The sequence below is a fragment of the Escherichia sp. MOD1-EC5990 genome, assembly GCF_002965285.1.
In the GTDB taxonomy this organism is placed as follows: domain Bacteria; phylum Pseudomonadota; class Gammaproteobacteria; order Enterobacterales; family Enterobacteriaceae; genus Escherichia; species Escherichia coli_F.
Map to the genome: position 1 here is coordinate 52,149 of NZ_PTRV01000003.1, position 22,526 is coordinate 74,674.

A 22,526-nucleotide genomic window follows, 5' to 3' on the forward strand; every position below is an offset into this window, starting at 1 on the left:
GGCCTTTTTTTCGTCAACCGTGAACAACGGCGCACCGATTATTCAAGGAATAACAATAAGATCATGCAAAGCGTTACCCCAACATCGCAATACCTGAAGGCGCTCAATGAAGGCAGCCATCAACCCGACGACGTTCAAAAAGAGGCCGTCAGCCGCCTGGAAATTATTTATCAGGAACTCATCAATAGTACGCCTCCAGCCCCCAGGACGAGTGGGCTAATGGCGCGGGTCGGTAAGCTGTGGGGTAAACGCGAAGACACACAGCATACGCCAGTGCGTGGCTTATATATGTGGGGCGGGGTAGGACGCGGAAAAACCTGGCTGATGGACCTTTTCTATCAAAGCCTGCCGGGAGAGCGGAAACAGCGTCTGCACTTTCACCGTTTTATGCTGCGGGTACATGAAGAGCTAACTGCTTTGCAGGGGCAGACCGATCCGCTGGAAATTATTGCCGATCGCTTTAAAGCAGAAACTGACGTGCTCTGTTTTGACGAATTTTTTGTTTCTGATATTACCGATGCCATGCTACTTGGCGGCCTGATGAAAGCCCTGTTCGCCCGCGGTATTACCCTGGTAGCGACGTCAAATATTCCGCCGGACGAACTTTATCGAAATGGCCTGCAACGTGCGCGTTTTTTGCCTGCAATCGATGCCATTAAACAGCATTGTGATGTAATGAACGTGGACGCCGGTGTTGATTATCGACTGCGTACGCTCACTCAGGCGCACCTGTGGCTTTCGCCACTCAACGATGAAACCCGGACGCAAATGGACAAACTATGGTTGGCGCTGGCGGGGGCGAAACGAGAAAATTCACCGACGTTAGAAATCAACCATCGGCCATTGGCGACAATGGGCGTCGAGAACCAGACGCTGGCGGTCTCTTTTACTACGCTGTGCGTCGACGCCCGTAGTCAGCATGACTATATTGCGCTCTCACGCCTCTTTCACACGGTCATGTTGTTTGATGTACCAGTTATGACGCGGTTGATGGAGAGCGAAGCGCGGCGCTTTATTGCGCTGGTGGATGAGTTTTACGAGCGCCATGTCAAATTAGTGGTGAGTGCAGAAGTGCCGCTGTATGAAATTTATCAGGGCGATCGGCTGAAGTTTGAGTTCCAGCGTTGCCTGTCACGTCTGCAAGAGATGCAAAGCGAAGAGTATCTGAAGCGCGAGCATTTAGCGGGTTAAAACCTGCCACAAATCACAAAAAGGGGTCGATCTTTGACCCCGACTTCTCTATAATCCTGCGACCCCACGTTACAAGAAAGTTTTTTTCCCAAAACTTTTTGTGTGCTGGCATAGGCTATTCGAAGGGGTAGGTTTGCCGGACTTTGTCGTGTGAACCTCAACAATTGAAGACGTTTGGGTGTTCACCAACGTGTAACTATTTATTGGGTAAGCTTTTAATGAAAACTTTTACAGCTAAACCAGAAACCGTAAAACGCGACTGGTATGTTGTTGACGCGACCGGTAAAACTCTGGGCCGTCTGGCTACTGAACTGGCTCGTCGCCTGCGCGGTAAGCACAAAGCGGAATACACTCCGCACGTAGATACCGGTGATTACATCATCGTTCTGAACGCTGACAAAGTTGCTGTAACCGGCAACAAGCGTACTGACAAAGTGTACTATCACCACACCGGCCACATCGGTGGTATCAAACAAGCGACCTTTGAAGAGATGATTGCTCGCCGTCCTGAGCGTGTGATTGAAATCGCGGTTAAAGGCATGTTGCCAAAAGGCCCGCTGGGTCGTGCTATGTTCCGTAAACTGAAAGTTTACGCGGGTAACGAGCACAACCACGCGGCACAGCAACCGCAAGTTCTTGACATCTAATCGGGATTATAGGCAATGGCTGAAAATCAATACTACGGCACTGGTCGCCGCAAAAGTTCCGCAGCTCGCGTTTTCATCAAACCGGGCAACGGTAAAATCGTAATCAACCAACGTTCTCTGGAACAGTACTTCGGTCGTGAAACTGCCCGCATGGTAGTTCGTCAGCCGCTGGAACTGGTCGACATGGTTGAGAAACTGGACCTGTACATCACCGTTAAAGGTGGTGGTATCTCTGGTCAGGCTGGTGCGATCCGTCACGGTATCACCCGCGCTCTGATGGAATACGACGAGTCCCTGCGTTCTGAACTGCGTAAAGCTGGCTTCGTTACTCGTGACGCTCGTCAGGTTGAACGTAAGAAAGTCGGTCTGCGTAAAGCACGTCGTCGTCCGCAGTTCTCCAAACGTTAATTGGTTTCTGCTCCGGCAGAAAACAATTTGCGAAAAAACCCGCTTCGGCGGGTTTTTTTATGGCTAAAATCTGAATCAGCGTAAAAAAAGGAATGTTGATTTTTGCTGTCGCCTGACAGACAGAAAACAAAAACCACATCGCCGATAAGGGACTAAGTCAACCATTTCAGACTAAAGCGCATCTCTTTTTCCCCATTTCCGGCATCGACTCACCACAAAGGTCACAAAATCTGGTAAACTATCATCCAATTTTCTGCCCAAATGTCGGGTATTGCTCATTTTTTGTTTGATTTTCGAACAAAGAGAGTCGTTCCTTACTGGGTAACACAACTTCTGACTGGCCACCTGGTGGCTGGTAGCAGTAAAAATTCTGACTATACCTGGAGGTTTTCATGGCTGTCGCTGCCAACAAACGTTCGGTAATGACGCTGTTTTCCGGTCCTACTGACATCTATAGCCATCAGGTCCGCATTGTGCTGGCTGAGAAAGGTGTAAGTTTCGAGATCGAACACGTGGAAAAGGACAATCCGCCTCAGGATCTGATTGACCTCAACCCGAATCAGAGCGTTCCGACCCTGGTGGATCGTGAGCTGACCCTGTGGGAATCTCGCATCATTATGGAATATCTGGATGAGCGTTTCCCGCATCCGCCACTGATGCCTGTTTACCCGGTAGCTCGCGGTGAAAGCCGTCTGTACATGCATCGCATCGAAAAAGACTGGTACACGCTGATGAACACCATCATCAACGGTTCAGCTTCTGAAGCAGATGCCGCACGTAAGCAACTGCGCGAAGAACTGCTGGCGATTGCGCCGGTCTTCGGTCAGAAGCCGTACTTCCTGAGCGATGAATTCAGCCTGGTCGATTGCTACCTTGCTCCGCTGCTGTGGCGTCTGCCGCAACTGGGCATCGAGTTCAGCGGTCCGGGTGCGAAAGAGCTGAAAGGCTATATGACCCGCGTCTTTGAACGTGACTCTTTCCTTGCTTCTTTAACTGAAGCAGAACGTGAAATGCGTCTGGGCCGGAGTTAATCTGTATGGATTTGTCACAGCTAACACCACGTCGTCCCTATCTGCTGCGTGCATTCTATGAGTGGTTGCTGGATAACCAGCTCACGCCGCACCTGGTGGTGGATGTGACGCTCCCTGGCGTGCAGGTTCCTATGGAATATGCGCGTGACGGGCAAATCGTACTCAACATTGCGCCGCGTGCTGTCGGCAATCTGGAACTGGCGAATGATGAGGTGCGTTTTAACGCGCGCTTTGGTGGCATTCCGCGTCAGGTTTCTGTGCCGCTGGCTGCCGTGCTGGCTATCTACGCTCGTGAAAATGGCGCAGGCACGATGTTTGAGCCTGAAGCTGCCTACGATGAAGATGCCAGCATCATGAATGATGAAGAGGCATCGGCAGACAACGAAACCGTTATGTCGGTTATTGATGGCGACAAGCCAGATCACGATGATGACACTCATCCTGACGATGAACCACCGCAGCCACCACGCGGTGGTCGACCAGCATTACGCGTTGTGAAGTAATACTAAAACAGGCCCTGGCGGCCTGTTTTGTCTTTTTAATCGCTTAATAAAATAGCGTGATAGTGGCAATCATATTCACCACGAAACCGACTGACATGGGGATCGCTGTCCGCTTCACCACTGCAAAAGGCGAAACACCTGCAATTCCTGATGTAACGACCACCACCGCAGTAATCGGCGAAACAGCGCGCGCTAGCGTCGTGGCAAAATGCATCGGCATAATCATTACAACCGCTGGTACATGTAGTCCGGCTGCGATATTCGGAATAAGACTGGCAAATGACATAAATGGCGCATTGCCTGAGCCCATCACAATGGCACAAATGGCAATGACCAGCGCCATAATAATCATCACGCCAATACCGCCCAGACCAGAATGCTCCGCACCCCTGATAACCGCATCGACAGTGCCAATCGTCGTTAAGCCTTTCGCAAATATTTCACCCGCGACCACCAGCGTTACCACGTTGGCAAACTGCGTACCCATGCCGTCAAAAAACGCCTGCACATCGTCCATTGTTTCGCGCAAGTTATGCTTGCGGAAAAACTCAACAAACATCGTCACCGTCAAACTCAGTAACATCACCACCACCAGATGCAGTTCTAACTGCATCAGCCCGACGTGGGCGAGGAACAGCGAGCCGAGCATCAGGATTAACGGCATCACCGGTAAAATGGCGTAATAGAGCGGCGGGACATTATCGAGAGCTTTTTGCTCTGCCTGTTCGTGATTGATATTTTTGTCTTTTTTGTCGAAAGCGCGTTGCACGAAAAAGTGGGAGATCGCCACCGAGATAATGACGCAAGAGGCGACCGGAAGCTGGTAGTGGAAGAAGTAAGTGGCAATTTTCATTCCTGCCACCTGGGCCGCAAAAATAGAGTTCGTTTCCAGAATCCCCCACTCAATGGACATCGTGGTTGCGATAACTGCCACCGCAGAGAGTCGACTTACTCCCAGACTCACTAGTGTTGGAAATAAGGTGACCATCAGCAACATACCCAGACCGGAGGCGCTGGTAATAAACTGCGCCATGATTTGGCCGATAACGTAAGTTGCCGACAGAATAAGATACGGCGAGCGAATGAGTTTTAACGGGCGGCTTAACAAGCTCACCATCGCCCGACTGGCTCCTATGCGCTCCATGTAGCGGGCATACCCGCCCACCGCCATAATCGACAACCCTAACCCGGCAATGCGGTTGGACAGCATGCGCAGGATTTCATTATAAATATCGACGATCAAGTAGCCGCTGCTTTTGGCGGGATCGAGTACTCCACCGAATCCTAACCAGACACCGCACATCATCAGGAAGATACCTGCGGCAGCCAGCACCACTTGAGGTTTGTAGTTTTTCAGGATCAAATAGCCCATCGTCATTAATACGATGACAGATATAATTATGCCGAACATTGTTGAACTCCGTGTCAAAAGAAAACGGTCAATCCCATAAACGGCAGATTGAAAACAATGATGTTATATTTTTTGCAAGGCTATTTATGGTGCGGATGTCGTGTTTTTAATTGTAGGTGAGGTGATTTTTCATTAAAAAATATGCGCTTATGATTATTTTGTAAGAACACATTCATAATATTCATAATACTTGTTAATAGTCTTATGAATAATTCAATCGTGATGTTTTTATCTGCGTTACATTAATTTTTCGCAATAGTTAATTATTACGTTAATTATGATAATAATGAGACACAAAGAGAAAAAACCGCCATTTCCCCCTACTTTCAATCCTGTGATAGGATGTCACTGATGATGTTAATCACACTGACCTTACAGAATGGGCCTTATGAACGCATTTGATTCGCAAACCGAAGATTCTTCACCTGCAATTGGTCGCAACTTGCGCAGCCGCCCGCTGGCGCGTAAAAAACTCTCCGAAATGGTGGAAGAAGAGCTGGAACAGATGATCCGCCGTCGTGAATTTGGCGAAGGTGAACAATTACCGTCTGAACGCGAACTGATGGCGTTCTTTAACGTCGGGCGTCCTTCGGTGCGTGAAGCGCTGGCAGCGTTAAAACGTAAAGGTCTGGTGCAAATAAACAACGGCGAACGCGCTCGCGTCTCACGTCCTTCTGCGGACACCATCATCGGGGAGCTTTCCGGCATGGCGAAAGATTTCCTTTCTCATCCTGGCGGAATTGCCCATTTCGAACAATTACGTCTGTTCTTTGAATCCAGCCTGGTGCGCTATGCGGCTGAACATGCCACCGATGAGCAAATTGATTTGCTGGCAAAAGCACTGGAAATCAACAGTCAATCGCTGGATAACAACGCGGCATTCATTCGTTCAGACGTTGATTTCCACCGCGTGCTGGCGGAGATCCCCGGCAATCCGATCTTCATGGCGATCCACGTTGCCCTGCTCGATTGGCTGATCGCCGCACGCCCAACCGTAGCTGATCAGGCTCTGCACGAGCATAACAACGTTAGCTATCAACAGCATATTGCGATCGTTGATGCGATCCGCCGCCACGATCCCGATGAAGCCGATCGCGCGTTGCAATCGCATCTCAACAGCGTCTCTGCTACCTGGCACGCCTTCGGTCAGACCACCAACAAAAAGAAATAATGCCACTTTAGTGAAGCAGATCGCATTATAAGCTTTCTGTATGGGGTGTTGCTTAATTGATCTGGTATAACAGGTATAAAGGTATGTCGTTTATCAGACAAGCATCACTTCAGAGGTATTTATGGCAACGAATTTACGTGGCGTAATGGCCGCACTCCTGACTCCTTTTGATCAACAACAAGCACTGGATAAAGCGAGTCTGCGTCGCCTGGTTCAGTTCAATATTCAGCAGGGCATTGACGGCTTATATGTCGGGGGGTCGACCGGTGAAGCCTTTGTACAAAGCCTTTCCGAGCGTGAACAGGTACTGGAAATCGTCGCCGAAGAGGCGAAAGGCAAGATTAAACTCATCGCTCATGTAGGTTGCGTCAGCACTGCTGAAAGCCAACAGCTTGCGTCTTCAGCCAAACGTTATGGCTTCGATGCCGTCTCCGCCGTCACGCCGTTCTACTACCCTTTCAGCTTTGAAGAACACTGCGATCACTATCGGGCAATTATTGATTCGGCGGATGGGTTGCCGATGGTGGTGTACAACATTCCGGCGTTAAGCGGCGTTAAACTGACCCTGGATCAGATTAACACTCTGGTTACGTTGCCTGGTGTCGGCGCGCTGAAACAGACCTCTGGCGATCTCTATCAGATGGAGCAGATCCGTCGTGAACATCCGGATCTGGTGCTCTATAACGGTTACGACGAAATCTTTGCTTCTGGTTTGTTGGCGGGCGCTGATGGTGGTATCGGCAGTACTTACAACATCATGGGCTGGCGTTATCAGGGTATCGTGAAGGCGCTGAAAGAAGGCGATATCCAGACCGCGCAGAAGCTGCAAACCGAATGTAATAAAGTCATTGATTTGCTGATCAAAACGGGCGTATTCCGCGGCCTGAAAACGGTCCTGCATTATATGGATGTCGTTTCTGTGCCGCTGTGCCGCAAACCGTTTGGTCCGGTAGATGAAAAATATCTGCCAGAACTGAAAGCGCTGGCCCAGCAGTTGATGCAAGAGCGCGGGTGAGTTGTTTCCCCTCGCTCGCCCCTACCGGGTGAGGGGAAATAAACGCATCTGTACCCTACAATTTTTATACCAAAGCGTGTGGGCATCGCCCACCGCGGGAGACTCACAATGAGTACTACAACCCAGAATATCCCGTGGTATCGCCATCTCAACCGCGCACAATGGCGGGCATTTTCCGCTGCCTGGTTGGGATATCTGCTTGACGGTTTTGATTTCGTTTTAATCGCCCTGGTACTCACCGAAGTACAAGGTGAATTCGGGCTGACGACGGTACAGGCAGCAAGCCTGATCTCCGCAGCCTTTATCTCTCGCTGGTTCGGCGGCCTGATGCTCGGCGCTATGGGTGACCGCTACGGACGTCGTCTGGCAATGGTCACCAGCATCGTTCTCTTCTCGGTCGGGACGCTGGCCTGCGGTTTTGCGCCAGGCTACATCACCATGTTTATCGCTCGTCTGGTCATCGGCATGGGGATGGCGGGTGAATACGGTTCCAGCGCCACCTATGTCATTGAAAGCTGGCCAAAGCATCTGCGTAACAAAGCCAGTGGTTTTCTGATTTCAGGCTTCTCGGTGGGTGCCGTCGTTGCCGCTCAGGTCTATAGCCTGGTGGTTCCGGTCTGGGGCTGGCGTGCGCTGTTCTTTATCGGCATTTTGCCAATCATCTTTGCTCTCTGGCTGCGTAAAAACATCCCGGAAGCGGAAGACTGGAAAGAGAAACACGCAGGTAAAGCACCAGTACGCACAATGGTGGATATTCTCTACCGTGGTGAACATCGTATCGCCAATATCGTGATGACACTGGCGGCGGCCACTGCGCTGTGGTTCTGCTTCGCTGGTAACCTGCAAAATGCCGCAATCGTCGCTGTTCTCGGGCTGTTATGTGCCGCAATCTTTATCAGCTTTATGGTTCAGAGTACGGGCAAACGCTGGCCAACGGGCGTAATGCTGATGGTGGTCGTGTTGTTTGCTTTCCTCTACTCATGGCCGATTCAGGCGCTGCTGCCAACGTATCTTAAAACTGAACTTGCTTATAACCCGCATACTGTCGCCAATGTGCTGTTCTTTAGTGGCTTTGGTGCGGCGGTGGGGTGCTGCGTCGGTGGCTTCCTCGGTGACTGGCTGGGAACCCGCAAAGCGTACGTTTGTAGTCTGCTGGCCTCGCAGCTGCTGATTATTCCGGTATTTGCGATTGGCGGCGCAAACGTCTGGGTGCTCGGTCTGTTACTGTTCTTCCAGCAAATGCTTGGTCAGGGCATCTCCGGGATTTTACCGAAACTGATCGGCGGTTATTTCGATACCGACCAGCGTGCGGCGGGGCTGGGCTTTACCTACAACGTTGGCGCATTGGGTGGTGCACTGGCCCCAATCCTCGGCGCGTTGATCGCTCAACGTCTGGATCTGGGCACTGCCCTGGGATCGCTTTCGTTCAGTCTTACATTTGTGGTGATCCTGCTGATTGGGCTGGATATGCCTTCTCGTGTTCAGCGTTGGCTGCGCCCGGAAGCACTGCGTACTCATGACGCTATCGATGGCAAACCATTTAGCGGTGCCGTGCCGTTTGGCAGCGCCAAAAACGATTTAGTCAAAACCAAAAGTTAATCCTGTTGCCCGGTCTCTGTACCGGGCCTTTCGCTAAGGGAAGATGTATGTCGTTACTTGCACAACTGGATCAAAAAATCGCTGCTAACGGTGGCCTGATTGTCTCCTGCCAGCCGGTTCCGGACAGCCCGCTCGATAAACCCGAAATCGTCGCCGCCATGGCATTAGCGGCAGAGCAGGCGGGCGCGGTTGCCATTCGCATTGAAGGTGTGGCAAATCTGCAAGCCACGCGTGCGGTGGTGAGCGTGCCAATTATCGGGATTGTGAAACGCGATCTGGAGGATTCTCCGGTACGCATCACGGCCTATATTGAAGATGTTGATGCGCTGGCGCAGGCGGGTGCGGACATTATCGCCATTGACGGCACCGACCGCCCGCGTCCGGTGCCTGTTGAAACGTTGCTGGCACGTATTCACCATCACGGTTTACTGGCGATGACCGACTGTTCCACGCCGGAAGACGGCCTGGCATGCCAAAAGCTGGGAGCCGAAATTATTGGCACTACGCTTTCTGGCTATACCACGCCTGAAACGCCAGAAGAGCCGGATCTGGCGCTGGTGAAAACGTTGAGCGACGCCGGATGTCGAGTGATTGCCGAAGGGCGTTACAACACGCCTGCTCAGGCGGCAGATGCGATGCGCCACGGCGCGTGGGCGGTGACGGTCGGTTCTGCCATTACGCGTCTTGAACACATTTGTCAGTGGTACAACACAGCGATGAAAAAGGCGGTGCTATGACCACACTGGCGATTGATATCGGCGGTACTAAACTTGCCGCCGCGCTGATTGGCGCTGACGGGCAGATCCGCGATCGTCGTGAACTTCCTACGCCAGCCAGCCAGACACCAGAAGCCTTGCGTGATGCCTTATCCGCATTAGTCTCTCCGTTGCAAGCTCATGCGCAGAGGGTTGCTATCGCTTCAACCGGAATTATTCGCGACGGCAGCTTATTGGCGCTAAATCCGCATAATCTCGGTGGATTGCTACACTTTCCGTTAGTCAAAACTTTGGAACAACTTACCGATTTGCCGACCATTGCCATTAACGACGCGCAGGCCGCAGCGTGGGCGGAGTATCAGGCGCTGGAAGGCGATATAACCGATATGGTGTTTATCACCGTTTCCACTGGCGTCGGCGGCGGTGTAGTGAGCGGCGGCAAACTGCTTACCGGCCCTGGAGGTCTGGCGGGGCACATCGGGCATACGCTTGCCGATCCGCATGGTCCAGTCTGCGGCTGTGGACGCACAGGTTGCGTGGAGGCGATTGCTTCTGGTCGCGGCATTGCGGCGGCAGCGCAAGGGGAGTTGGCTGGTGCGAATGCGAAAACTATTTTCACGCACGCCGGGCAGGGCGATGAGCAGGCGCAGCAACTGATTCACCGCTCCGCACATGTGCTGGCAAGGCTGATCGCTGATATTAAAGCCACAACTGATTGTCAGTGCGTAGTGGTCGGTGGCAGCGTTGGTCTGGCAGAAGGGTATCTGGCGTTGGTGGAAACGTATCTGGCGCAGGAGCCAGCGGCATTTCATGTTGATTTACTGGCGGCGCACTACCGCCATGATGCAGGTTTACTTGGGGCTGCGCTGTTGGCCCAGGGAGAAAAATTATGATGATGGGTGAAGTACAGTCATTACCGTCTGCCGGATTACATCCTGCGTTACAGGACGCGTTAACGCTGGCATTAGCTGCCAGACCGCAAGAAAAAGCGCCGGGTCGTTACGAATTACAGGGCGATAATATCTTTATGAATGTCATGACGTTTAACACTCAATCGCCCGTCGAGAAAAAAGCGGAATTGCACGAGCAGTACATTGATATCCAGCTGTTATTAAACGGTGAGGAACGGATCCTGTTTGGCATGGCAGGCACTGCGCGTCAGTGTGAAGAGTTCCACCATGAAGATGATTACCAGCTTTGCAGCGCCATTGAGAATGAGCAAACCATCATCCTGAAACCGGGAATGTTCGCCGTGTTTATGCCTGGAGAACCGCATAAGCCGGGATGCGTTGTCGGCGAACCTGGTGAGATTAAAAAGGTTGTGGTGAAGGTTAAGGCTGATTTAATGGCTTAAAACTTAGTTCGTTTTAAAGATTCTGCAGACACTGTCTGCAGAATTCGAAACCGCTGAAATTAACGGCGTCTATAGCCTTCCTCTAGCACCGCCTGTGTTCGAACGAGTTCATCCGCGAGTCGTTTTTCATCAGGTAGTTGCATCTTATATTCGCTTGCCAGAACGGTGTTAGGCAAACCTGCCAGCGCATAATGCGCTTCTCCGGCTCCTTTCTCTGCACAGAGAACCAGACCGATGGGCGGATTTTCATCCGGTAGCGTCCAGTGCTCTTTGGCGTAGTTGAGATACATATTCATCTGTCCGGCATCGCTATAGCTGAATTTGCCCACTTTTAGATCGGCGATTAGCAGGCAGCGTAAACGGCGGTGGAAAAACAGCAGATCGACACGAAACCAGTTGTCATCAATGCGTAACCTTCGCTGTCGACCAACAAAGGCAAAATCATCCCCAAGTTCCAGCATGAAATCCATCAGGTGATTGATCAGCGCCTCCTCAAAATCAGATTCTGAGTATTCATCTTTCAACTCCAGAAATTCGAGCACAAAGGGATCGCGTATCGCCTGTTGCGGAAGAATATGCATCTCGGCAGGAGCGTGTTGTTGCAGCATGGCTGATTTGTCATGTGACAGTAGTGTTCGCTCATAAAATTGGGTCGCAATTTGCCGTTCTAGCTGGCGAACAGACCAGCCACAGCGGAGCGTCTCTTTTTCATAAAAGCTGCGGGCGTCAGCGTTTTTAACGGAAAGTAGACGGACGTAGGTGGACCAGGGCAGGGGGAACGATTTGGCAGACAGCGTCTGCCAAATCTTTGCCGATGGGAATTCTGCAGACGGTGTCTGCGGAATTCCCAATGGTGTTAATTCGCCAGACACTGTCTGGCGAATTTCAACATGTTGAAAAAAGAGGTAAAAAAGCCTCATTTGGCGTAAGTTTTTTGCAGAGAACCCACGCTTATACCTTAGACTTAAATCCTTTGATAGTCGCTTGATTAGCTGCGCACCATACGCAGCTCTGGCCTCGCCACCTTGTTCAAATTCGACAATTCGTCGGCCAATTTCCCAGTATGTCGCGGTCATCAGCGCGTTAACACTACGTACCGTTTCCGTCCTGGCGCTATCGACCAGATGAATAATGCCGTCGTGGATTTGCTGGTAGCCTGCTGTGGTTCCTTCTGAGAGCGATTCCATTATCTTTCCCTTTATATGGCGCAGTGTTGAATAATGGAATCAGCTATACGCCGGGCATCTGCCGGTAACAATCCAGATGTGCGTATTACATTGGTTTTCTTCAGATTATGCGAGGCGCTTTCCAGAACGAAAGGAGAATTTCAGCGCCGACTCTTTTCTGAGGAGGCGGCGCTGGGACAGAGCTTAAACTTCCAGCCAGTTCATGATCCCATCTGCCGCCTTACGACCTTCGGCAATAGCGGTTACCACCAGATCAGAACCACGGACGATATCGCCGCCAGCAAAGATTTTCGGGTTGCTGGTCTGGAAGGCATTTTCGTTGCCTTCCGGTGCGATAATTCGGCCCTGAGAATCCAGCTCGACGCTGTGTTTCGCCAGCCATTCCATGCTGTGTGGGCGGAAACCAAACGCCATGATCACCGCATCTGCCGGAACGATATGTTCGGATCCTGCCACGATCTCTGCGCGGCGACGGCCTTTGGCATCCGGTTCGCCCATTTCTGTGCGCACCATTTTCACGCCGCTGACTTTGCCGTTGCCGTTCACTTCAATACCCAGTGGCTGGACGTTGAATTTGAACTCAACACCTTCTTCCCGCGCGTTTTTCACTTCGCGGCGGGAACCCGGCATATTCTCTTCATCACGACGATAGGCACAGGTGACGTGTTTTGCCCCCTGGCGTACAGACGTGCGTACGCAGTCCATCGCGGTATCGCCACCGCCAAGTACCACCACGCGTTTGCCTTCCATGCTGACGAACGGTTCTTCGCGGGTTTCGCCAAAGCCCATTAACTGTTTGGTGTTGGCGATGAGGAACGGCAGCGCTGCGTACACGCCATCGGCGTCTTCGTTTTCCAGTCCGCCACGCATTGATTGATAAGTCCCGACGCCAAGGAATACGGCATCATAATCACTCAGCAGATCGTCCAGCTGTACGTCGCGGCCCACTTCGGTATTGAGTTTGAATTCAATACCCATGCCAGTGAAGATTTCACGGCGGCGCGTCATTACCTCTTTTTCCAGCTTGAAGGCCGGAATACCGAAGGTCAGCAGGCCGCCGATTTCCGGGTGACGGTCGAAGACGACCGCTTTCACACCGTTGCGTGTCAGGACATCCGCACACGCCAGACCTGCCGGGCCTGCGCCGATAATCGCCACTTTTTTACCGGTTTGCTTCACGCCGGACATATCCGGACGCCAGCCCATTTCGAACGCTTTATCATTGATATAACGCTCAATGTTGCCGATGGTCACCGCGCCAAACTCATCGTTCAGAGTGCAGGAACCTTCGCACAGACGGTCCTGCGGGCAGACACGTCCGCATACTTCTGGCAGAGTGTTGGTCTGGTGCGACAGTTCTGCCGCTTCAAAAATACGCCCCTCGTTGGCGAGCTTCAGCCAGTTCGGGATGTAGTTGTGTACCGGGCATTTCCACTCGCAGTATGGGTTGCCGCACGACAGACAGCGGTCAGCCTGCGCTTTGGCCTGACCTTCGGAAAACGGCTCGTAAATTTCAACAAACTCAATTTTGCGGATCTTCAGCGGTTTCTTTGGCGGATCAACGCGCTGCAGGTCGATAAATTGATAAACATTCTGACTCATTGTTGCTACCCCTTACTGCGCCTGCACGCGCAACTCTGCTGCGCTACGACTACGGTGACCCAGCAGTGCTTTTACATCACTGGACTTCGGTTTAACCAGCGCAAATTTCGTGGCGAAGGTTGACCAGTTAGCCAGAATCTCTTCACCACGCTGGGAACCGGTATGCTGAACATGCTCGGTGATAAGACCACGCAGATGCTCTTCATGGATCGCCAGGGAGTCAACGCTTAAGACCTCGACCAGTTCCGGGTTAACGCGTTTGCGGAAATCGCCGCTTTCATCGAGAACGTAAGCGAAGCCGCCGGTCATGCCCGCGCCGAAGTTAACGCCGGTTTTACCCAGAATACAGACAATACCGCCCGTCATATATTCACAGCCGTTGTCGCCAATGCCTTCTACCACGGTGATAGCACCGGAATTACGCACGCCGAAACGTTCACCCGCGCGGCCTGCGGCATACAGACGACCACCGGTCGCGCCATACAGGCAGGTATTGCCGATAATGCTTGCTTCATGGCTGCGGAAGGCTGAGCCAACCGGAGGACGAATGGCGATTAAGCCGCCCGCCATGCCTTTACCGACATAGTCGTTGGCATCACCGGTCAGGTACAGTTCCACGCCGCCCGCGTTCCACACACCGAAGCTCTGGCCTGCGGTGCCGTTGAAGTACGCTTTGATCGGATCGGCTGCCAGACCCTGATCGCCGTGCGTCTGGGCGATATAGCCCGAAAGCGATGCACCCACGGAACGGTCGGTGTTGCGAATATCGAACCAGAAGGTTTTGCTCTGACGCTCATCGACAAACGGTTTCGCCTGTTGCAGCAACTGCGCGTTTAGCAGGCCATTATCAAACGGCGGGTTGTTTTCGGTGCAGTAGAGCGCCTTACCTGGATGCGGCTCGGCAGTCTCCAGCAGCTTCGACAGTGCCAGTTTCTGCTGTTTGGCGGTGAAACCGTCCAGCTCTTTCAGCAGGTCGGTGCGACCAATCAGATCCACCAGGCGCGTTACGCCCAGTTGCGCCATCAGCTCGCGGGTTTCACGGGCGATAAATTCAAAGTAGTTGGTCACCTTGAACGGCAAGCCGTGATAGTGGTTCTTACGCAGTTTGTCATCCTGAGTTGCTACACCGGTGGCGCAGTTGTTCAGGTGGCAGATTCGCAGGTATTTACAGCCGAGCGCCACCATCGGGCCAGTGCCGAAGCCGAAGCTTTCTGCGCCGAGAATCGCCGCTTTGATGATATCGACACCTGTTTTCAGGCCGCCATCGACCTGCAAACGGATCTTATGACGCAAGCCGTTGGCAACCAGCGCCTGTTGTGTTTCAACAAGCCCCAGTTCCCACGGGCAGCCTGCGTATTTCACCGATGAAAGCGGACTTGCGCCAGTGCCGCCGTCATAGCCTGCGATGGTGATTAAATCGGCATAAGCTTTCGCTACACCTGTGGCGATGGTACCAACGCCCGGTTCGGACACCAGCTTCACGGAGATCATCGCTTTCGGGTTAACCTGCTTGAGGTCGAAAATGAGCTGCGCTAAGTCCTCGATAGAGTAGATATCGTGGTGCGGCGGCGGGGAGATCAGCGTCACTCCGGGCACCGAATAGCGCAGTTTGGCAATGTAAGGAGTGACTTTGTCGCCCGGCAACTGACCGCCTTCGCCCGGCTTCGCGCCTTGGGCGACTTTAATCTGAATGACGTCAGCATTGACCAGATACGCCGGAGTAACACCGAAGCGACCGGACGCCACCTGCTTGATGCGCGACACTTTGTTAGTGCCGTAGCGCGCCGGATCTTCACCCCCTTCACCGGAGTTCGAGTTACCGCCGATGCTGTTCATCGCTTCCGCCAGCGCCTCGTGGGCTTCCGGGCTTAATGCGCCGATAGACATCGCGGCGGTATCGAAGCGTTTAAACAGTTCGCTTGCCGGTTCAACATCAGCAATGTTGACCGCGTTTTCACCCGGCGTAATTGCCAGCAGATCGCGCAGCGTGGTTGCCGGACGCTCATTAACCAGCTTCGCGTATTCCTGATAGTCGCTATACTCACCGCTCTGTACCGCCTGTTGCAGCGTGCGCACCACGTCCGGGTTGTAGGCGTGGTATTCGCCACCGTGCACATATTTCAATAGCCCGCCCTGGCTGATGGGCTTGCGCGCCAGCCAGGCACGTTTCGACAGATTCAGCAGATCCTGCTGGAAGTCTTCAAAGCTTGCCCCACCAATGCGGCTAACCGCGCCCTGGAAGCACAGGCCCACTACATCATCGTGCAGACCGACCGCTTCAAACAGTTTCGAGCAGCGGTAAGACGCGATGGTGGAGATGCCCATTTTGGACATGATTTTGTACAAGCCTTTGTTGATGCCGTTACGGTAGTTGAGCATCACGGTACGATAATCTTTGGCAATCGCGTGGGTGTCTACCAGGCGGCCCAGCGTTTCATAGGCCAGGTACGGATAAATAGCCGTCGCGCCGAAGCCCAGCAACACGGCGAAGTGGTGCGGGTCGCGGGCGCTGGCGGTTTCGACGATGATATTGGCATCGCAACGCAGGCTTTGATCGACCAGACGAGTCTGGATCGCGCCAACCGCCATCGGAGCCGGAACCGGCAGGCGATCTTTAGCGATATTCCGGTCAGAAAGCACCAGCAGCACGGTGCCGCTGCGCACCATCTGTTCTGCTTTGTCGCACAGCTCTTTGACCGTCGCTTCGAGCGTGGTTTTAGTGACGTCAAAGGTGATATCCAGCGTATTTGCGCGGTAGTGCTCCTCTTTCATCGTCGTGAGCTGTTTGAAATCGGAGTAGAGCAGAATCGGCGATTTAAAGCTTAAACGGTGCGCCTGGCCTTCTGCTTCACAGAAGACGTTCATTTCACGCCCGATGCTGGTGGCGAGCGACATAACATGCGCTTCACGTAGCGGGTCGATTGGCGGGTTAGTGACCTGCGCAAACTGCTGGCGGAAGTAGTCGTAAATAATGCGCGGCTGGCTGGAGAGCACGGCGAATGGGGTGTCGTCGCCCATCGAACCGACGGCTTCCTGACCGTTTTCACCCAGGACGCGGATCACCGAATCCAGCTCTTCCGCGCTGTAGTTAAACTGTTTCTGGTAGCTGGCAAGCGTGTCGTCGTCCAGTTCGCGGCTACCCACTTCTTCATCGGGCAAGTCTTCAAACGGCACCAAACGGCGGACGTTTTTCTCCATCCACTCTTTATAAGGATGGCGGCTTTTCAGGTCGTCATCGGTTTCAGCCGAGTGCAGAATACGCCCACTGCGGGTGTCGATCACCATCAGTTCACCCGGCCCTACGCGGCCTTTTTCGACCACTTCGTCAGGCTGATAATCCCAGATGCCCACTTCAGAGGCGCAGGTGATGAGCTTATCTTTGGTGATGACATAGCGCGCCGGACGCAGACCGTTACGGTCGAGGTTACAGGCGGCAAAACGACCATCGGACATCACGATGCCCGCCGGACCATCCCACGGCTCCATATGCATGGAGTTAAAGTCGAAGAAAGCGCGCAGCTCCGGGTCCATATCCGGGTTGTTCTGCCAGGCGGGTGGCACTAACAGACGCATGGCGCGGATGATATCCATCCCGCCCGCCAGCAGCAGTTCCAGCATGTTATCCATGGAACTGGAGTCAGAACCGGTTTCGTTGACGAACGGCGCGGCGTCGTGCAGGTCAGGGATCAGCGGTGTCTGGAATTTATAGGTACGCGCGCGCGCCCATTGGCGGTTACCGGTGATGGTGTTGATTTCACCGTTATGCGCCAGGTAGCGGAACGGCTGCGCCAGCGGCCAGCGCGGTACGGTGTTAGTGGAGAAGCGCTGGTGGAACAGGCAGATGGCCGATTCCAGACGCAGGTCCGCGAGGTCCAGGTAGAAGCGCGGCAGATCCGCCGGCATACACAGACCTTTATAGATGTTCACCAGATTCGACAGGCTACAGACGTAGAAGTCTTTGTCAGCTTCGAGACGCTTTTCAATGCGGCGGCGGGCGATAAACAGACGGCGCTCCATATCGCGCGGACGCCAACCTGCCGGGGCGTTCACAAAAATTTGCTCAATGCGTGGCAGAGAGGAGAGGGCGATTTCACCCAGCACGCCTTCGTTAGTGGGGACATCACGCCAGCCGACAATCGACAACGTTTCGCGTTGCAGCTCTTCTTCAACGATGCGGCGTGCGGTCGCGGCGAGTTCAGGATCTTTATTCAGGAAAAGCATCCCGACGGCGTAGTTTTTCGCTAAACGCCAGCCTCGCTCCTGCGCAACAATGCGAAAAAAGCGATCCGGTTTTTGTAACAGCAAGCCGCAACCGTCACCGGTTTTACCATCGGCGAGAATCGCGCCACGGTGCTGCATACGGGCCAGTGCGTGTATTGCAGTACGCACTACCTTGTGGCTAGGTTCGCCTTCTATGTGGGCGATCAGGCCGAAACCACAGTTATCCCTCTCAAGGGATTTATCGTACAACATATCGTGAACCTCCCCCAGGCTCTGCGGGAACCCCACTTCCGAACCGCTGCGCACGGGCACAGAAAGAGCGTGGCGACGGGGTTTGCGTTTCATACGCGCGCCTCGCATTCGCCCCCTTGTTGTCCTTTTCGCATCGATTAATACGGTGAAGAGGGGATCTCAATTACTGCATAAATATGATGAGCAGGCTGCTCATCCAGAAAGCTTCCAGCGGATTTCCAACTTATCGGGAAAGCTGATACAGGTCAAATGGCAAGCTTATTGGTACAGAAATGTGCTTTAGCGCAAAATTCTTTATTAATTGTCTGAAATTAAAATAGATTTTCTCTTTACGGCTAAAAGGGGAGTCGTTAGAGAAACTGCCAACTCCTGACTGTCATAAAGGCGTGTTAACCCTTATCCTGCCTTGAACTGATGAGAAAACCAGCATTTTATACTGCCTTAATTGGTAATGACGTTTCATGCTACTGTTTTTGCCTAAAATCCATAAGGAGATAAAAAAATCTGACACAAGATAAGCAAAAGTGATTTATGTGATTATGAATGAAATCTCGGTAATTTTGATTGATTATGCATTTGATAAAGGCAGGCCGGGACGATTGATCCAGGTCATCGCCGAATTGAGCTAAAAATGGCAGGCTTTGGCCTCTTTTCAAGGCGCGGTCTATCAGATTATGCAGTTACAGAAATTAGTCAATATGTTTGGTGGTGATCTCACCCGTCGTTATGGGCAAAAGGTGCATAAGCTGACGCTGCACGGCGGTTTTAGCTGCCCTAACCGTGACGGTACCATCGGGCGTGGTGGCTGCACATTCTGTAATGTTGCCTCGTTTGCCGATGAAGCGCAGCAGCATCATTCCATTGCCGAGCAACTGGCGCACCAGGCGAATTTAGTTAACCGCGCTAAACGCTATCTGGCCTACTTTCAGGCGTATACCAGCACCTTTGCGGAAGTTCAGGTGCTGCGTTCTATGTATCAGCAGGCGGTGAGCCAGGCCAATATTGTCGGTTTGTGTGTTGGTACCCGCCCGGACTGCGTGCCGGATGCGGTGCTGGATCTGCTTTGCGAATATAAGGACCAGGGCTACGAAGTGTGGCTGGAGCTGGGGCTACAAACCGCCCACGACAAAACGCTGCATCGCATCAATCGCGGTCATGATTTTGCCTGCTATCAGCGCACGACCCAGCTGGCGCGTGAGCGCGGGCTGAAGGTGTGTTCTCACTTAATTGTCGGCCTGCCTGGCGAAGGGCAGGCTGAATGTTTGCAAACGCTGGAGCGAGTGGTTGAAACCGGCGTGGACGGTATAAAGCTGCATCCGCTGCATATTGTGAAAGGCAGCATTATGGCGAAAGCCTGGGAAGCGGGGCGTTTGAATGGTATTGAACTGGACGATTACACGGTCACCGCCGGAGAAATGATTCGCCATACGCCACCGGAAGTGATCTACCACCGCATTTCCGCCAGCGCCCGTCGCCCGACGTTGCTTGCTCCGCTGTGGTGCGAAAATCGATGGACGGGAATGGTCGAGCTGGATCGCTATCTGAATGAACATGGCGTACAGGGATCGGCGCTGGGACGTCCGTGGCTACCTCCAACGGCGTAGGCCATTGAGGGGAATTCCGCATTTCTCACACAATTTATAACGTAACTGTCAGAATTGGGTATTATTGGGGCAGGTTGTCGTGAAGGAATTCCCTAATGAAGCAAATTCGTCTGCTGGCGCAGTATTATGTTGACCTGATGATGAAGTTAGGTCTGGTGCGCTTCTCAATGTTGCTGGCGCTGGCCCTCGTCGTTCTTGCCATTGTGGTACAAATGGCAGTGACCATGGTGCTGCATGGTCAGGTCGAAAGCATTGATGTTATTCGTTCTATCTTCTTTGGTTTGCTGATTACGCCGTGGGCGGTCTACTTTCTATCGGTGGTCGTCGAGCAACTGGAGGAGTCACGACAACGTCTGTCACGGCTGGTGCAAAAACTGGAGGAGATGCGCGAGCGCGATTTGAGCCTCAACGTTCAGTTAAAAGATAATATTGCCCAGCTAAATCAGGAAATTGCCGTTCGTGAAAAAGCGGAAGCAGAACTGCAGGAAACCTTCGGCCAACTGAAAATTGAAATTAAAGAGCGCGAAGAGACACAAATTCAGCTCGAGCAGCAATCCTCATTCTTACGTTCCTTCCTTGATGCTTCACCCGACCTAGTTTTTTATCGTAACGAAGATAAAGAGTTTTCCGGCTGTAACCGCGCGATGGAGCTGCTGACCGGAAAAAGCGAAAAACAACTGGTTCACCTGAAACCTGCTGATGTTTACTCACCGGAAGCCGCTGCGAAAGTCATTGAAACCGATGAAAAAGTGTTCCGTCATAATGTGTCACTGACCTATGAGCAGTGGCTGGATTATCCCGACGGACGCAAAGCCTGCTTTGAAATCCGTAAAGTGCCGTACTACGACCGCGTGGGTAAACGTCACGGTTTAATGGGTTTTGGTCGCGACATTACCGAGCGTAAGCGGTATCAGGATGCACTTGAACGCGCCAGCCGCGACAAAACAACGTTTATCTCCACCATCAGTCACGAATTGCGTACACCGCTGAACGGTATCGTCGGCCTGAGCCGCATTCTGCTGGATACTGAACTTACCGCTGAGCAGGAAAAATATCTCAAAACCATCCATGTTTCTGCCGTCACGCTGGGGAATATCTTCAACGATATTATCGACATGGATAAGATGGAACGGCGCAAGGTCCAGCTTGATAATCAGCCAGTTGATTTCACCAGCTTCCTTGCCGATCTGGAAAATCTCTCCGCATTGCAGGCGCAACAGAAAGGGTTGCGCTTTAATCTGGAACCGACGCTGCCATTACCGCATCAGGTCATTACTGATGGGACGCGTTTACGGCAGATCCTGTGGAACCTCATCAGTAACGCCGTCAAATTTACCCAGCAGGGCCAGGTTACCGTGCGCGTGCGCTACGATGAAGGCGATATGCTGCATTTTGAAGTGGAAGATTCCGGCATTGGCATTCCTCAGGATGAACTGGATAAAATTTTCGCCATGTATTACCAGGTGAAAGACAGTCATGGCGGTAAGCCCGCCACTGGCACCGGTATTGGTCTGGCCGTTTCTCGTCGTCTGGCGAAAAATATGGGCGGCGATATTACGGTTACCAGCGAACAGGGCAAAGGTTCCACCTTTACGTTGACGATCCACGCACCGTCGGTGGCTGAAGAGGTCGATGATGCGTTTGACGAAGACGATATGCCTTTACCGGCGCTGAATGTGCTGCTGGTGGAGGACATTGAACTGAACGTGATTGTCGCGCGTTCTGTGCTGGAAAAATTAGGAAACAGCGTTGATGTCGCAATGACCGGCAAGGCGGCGCTGGAGATGTTTAAACCGGGTGAATACGACCTGGTGTTGCTGGATATTCAGTTGCCAGATATGACCGGGCTGGATATCTCTCGTGAACTGACGAAGCGATATCCGCGCGAGGATTTACCACCGCTGGTAGCCTTAACCGCTAACGTACTGAAAGACAAACAAGAGTACCTCAATGCTGGAATGGATGATGTGCTGAGTAAGCCGCTTTCTGTTCCAGCGCTAACCGCGATGATCAAGAAATTCTGGGATACCCAGGATGATGAGGAGAGCACGGTGACGACAGAAGAGAACAGCAAATCTGAAGCATTACTCGATATTCCCATGCTGGAACAGTATCTCGAACTTGTAGGACCGAAGCTGATTACCGACGGGTTAGCGGTGTTTGAGAAGATGATGCCGGGCTATGTGAGTGTACTGGAGTCGAACCTGACGGCGCAGGATAAAAAAGGCATCGTCGAGGAAGGGCATAAAATTAAAGGCGCGGCGGGTTCAGTGGGGTTACGCCATCTGCAACAGCTGGGTCAGCAAATTCAGTCTCCTGACCTTCCTGCGTGGGAAGATAACGTCGGTGAATGGATTGAAGAGATGAAAGAAGAGTGGCGTCACGACGTAGACGTGTTGAAAGCGTGGGTGGCAAAAGCCACAAAAAAATGACCCCGGCTAGACCGGGGTGCGCGAATACTGCGCCAACACCAGGGAAATCTTGGCTGCGCCGTAAATTTTTATGATGAGTTACAAGGGCACAGCACTTTTTTTCAGGCCGCACGCAGTTAAGATAGCAAAACTTAAATGATTTGTTACATGAATCAGTTAAATGTGTGATGCGTAGCATTTTT

17 protein-coding genes are annotated in these 22,526 nt (G+C 52.5%); 13 read left to right on the plus strand and 4 right to left on the minus strand.

Annotated elements, in window-relative coordinates:
* The first annotated feature begins 63 nt into the window (after positions 1-63).
* The 5 genes from zapE (at position 64) to sspB (ending at position 3,780) form a co-directional block, all read left to right on the plus strand.
* On the plus strand, positions 64-1,191 hold the full coding sequence (zapE, locus tag BEB42_RS04195; protein WP_001192355.1) for a cell division protein ZapE: 1,128 nt from the start codon (positions 64-66) through the stop codon (positions 1,189-1,191).
* Positions 1,192-1,409: 218 nt separating this feature from the next.
* Positions 1,410-1,838 carry a 50S ribosomal protein L13 gene (gene rplM, locus BEB42_RS04200; protein ID WP_000847559.1) on the plus strand — a complete coding sequence of 143 codons (429 nt, stop codon included), beginning with the start codon at positions 1,410-1,412 and terminating at the stop codon, positions 1,836-1,838.
* 15 nt (positions 1,839-1,853) lie between these two features.
* Positions 1,854-2,246, plus strand: coding sequence for a 30S ribosomal protein S9 (gene rpsI, locus BEB42_RS04205; RefSeq protein ID WP_000829818.1), 393 nt, complete (start codon positions 1,854-1,856; stop codon positions 2,244-2,246).
* Between the two features lie 392 nt (positions 2,247-2,638).
* Positions 2,639-3,277 (plus strand): stringent starvation protein SspA, encoded by a 639-nt coding sequence (gene sspA, locus BEB42_RS04215; RefSeq protein WP_000257293.1) that lies wholly within the window; start codon positions 2,639-2,641, stop codon positions 3,275-3,277.
* A 5-nt stretch (positions 3,278-3,282) separates the two neighbouring features.
* Complete coding sequence (gene sspB / locus BEB42_RS04220) at positions 3,283-3,780, plus strand: ClpXP protease specificity-enhancing factor (protein ID WP_000366126.1); 498 nt, start codon at positions 3,283-3,285, stop codon at positions 3,778-3,780.
* 43 nt (positions 3,781-3,823) lie between these two features.
* On the opposite strand, the gene dcuC is transcribed toward sspB, so the two are convergent.
* Entirely contained in the window at positions 3,824-5,191 is a 1,368-nt protein-coding gene (dcuC, locus tag BEB42_RS04225; protein ID WP_000467032.1) for an anaerobic C4-dicarboxylate transporter DcuC, read from the minus strand.
* A 379-nt stretch (positions 5,192-5,570) separates the two neighbouring features.
* Here dcuC and nanR point away from each other — a divergent pair, with 379 nt between their 5' ends.
* The 6 genes from nanR (at position 5,571) to nanQ (ending at position 11,046) form a co-directional block, all read left to right on the plus strand.
* Entirely contained in the window at positions 5,571-6,362 is a 792-nt protein-coding gene (nanR, locus tag BEB42_RS04235; protein ID WP_000523844.1) for a transcriptional regulator NanR, read from the plus strand.
* Between the two features lie 121 nt (positions 6,363-6,483).
* Positions 6,484-7,377, plus strand: a complete 894-nt coding sequence (gene nanA / locus BEB42_RS04240; RefSeq protein WP_000224719.1) for an N-acetylneuraminate lyase — start codon at positions 6,484-6,486, stop codon at positions 7,375-7,377.
* 108 nt (positions 7,378-7,485) lie between these two features.
* On the plus strand, positions 7,486-8,976 hold the full coding sequence (gene nanT, locus BEB42_RS04245) for a sialic acid transporter NanT (protein WP_000108486.1): 1,491 nt from the start codon (positions 7,486-7,488) through the stop codon (positions 8,974-8,976).
* Between the two features lie 47 nt (positions 8,977-9,023).
* A complete protein-coding gene (locus tag BEB42_RS04250; RefSeq protein ID WP_000054239.1) occupies positions 9,024-9,713 on the plus strand; it encodes an N-acetylmannosamine-6-phosphate 2-epimerase in 690 nt (229 codons plus the stop codon).
* Entirely contained in the window at positions 9,710-10,585 is an 876-nt protein-coding gene (nanK, locus tag BEB42_RS04255; protein ID WP_000208998.1) for an N-acetylmannosamine kinase, read from the plus strand. The genes BEB42_RS04250 and nanK overlap by 4 nt, the downstream gene beginning before the upstream one ends.
* A complete protein-coding gene (nanQ, locus tag BEB42_RS04260; RefSeq protein WP_000979880.1) occupies positions 10,582-11,046 on the plus strand; it encodes an N-acetylneuraminate anomerase in 465 nt (154 codons plus the stop codon). The genes nanK and nanQ overlap by 4 nt, the downstream gene beginning before the upstream one ends.
* A 59-nt stretch (positions 11,047-11,105) precedes the next feature.
* Here the strand turns inward: nanQ and BEB42_RS04265 are convergent, their stop codons facing one another.
* The 3 genes from BEB42_RS04265 to gltB all read right to left on the minus strand — a co-directional run bounded on the left by BEB42_RS04265 (position 11,106) and on the right by gltB (position 18,308).
* Positions 11,106-12,233: a PDDEXK nuclease domain-containing protein gene (locus tag BEB42_RS04265; RefSeq protein WP_000445122.1), complete on the minus strand. Its 1,128-nt coding sequence runs from the start codon at positions 12,231-12,233 to the stop codon at positions 11,106-11,108.
* Positions 12,234-12,416: 183 nt separating this feature from the next.
* Positions 12,417-13,835 carry a glutamate synthase subunit GltD gene (gene gltD, locus BEB42_RS04270; protein WP_000081681.1) on the minus strand — a complete coding sequence of 473 codons (1,419 nt, stop codon included), beginning with the start codon at positions 13,833-13,835 and terminating at the stop codon, positions 12,417-12,419.
* Positions 13,836-13,847: 12 nt separating this feature from the next.
* A complete protein-coding gene (gene gltB, locus BEB42_RS04275; RefSeq protein WP_032185238.1) occupies positions 13,848-18,308 on the minus strand; it encodes a glutamate synthase large subunit in 4,461 nt (1,486 codons plus the stop codon).
* Between the two features lie 674 nt (positions 18,309-18,982).
* On the opposite strand from gltB, the gene BEB42_RS04290 reads away from it, so the two are divergent.
* Both BEB42_RS04290 and arcB read left to right on the plus strand, forming a co-directional pair.
* Positions 18,983-19,912: a TIGR01212 family radical SAM protein gene (locus tag BEB42_RS04290; protein ID WP_024218604.1), complete on the plus strand. Its 930-nt coding sequence runs from the start codon at positions 18,983-18,985 to the stop codon at positions 19,910-19,912.
* 95 nt (positions 19,913-20,007) lie between these two features.
* Positions 20,008-22,344, plus strand: coding sequence for an aerobic respiration two-component sensor histidine kinase ArcB (arcB, locus tag BEB42_RS04295; RefSeq protein ID WP_000809772.1), 2,337 nt, complete (start codon positions 20,008-20,010; stop codon positions 22,342-22,344).
* Positions 22,345-22,526 lie beyond the last annotated feature (182 nt).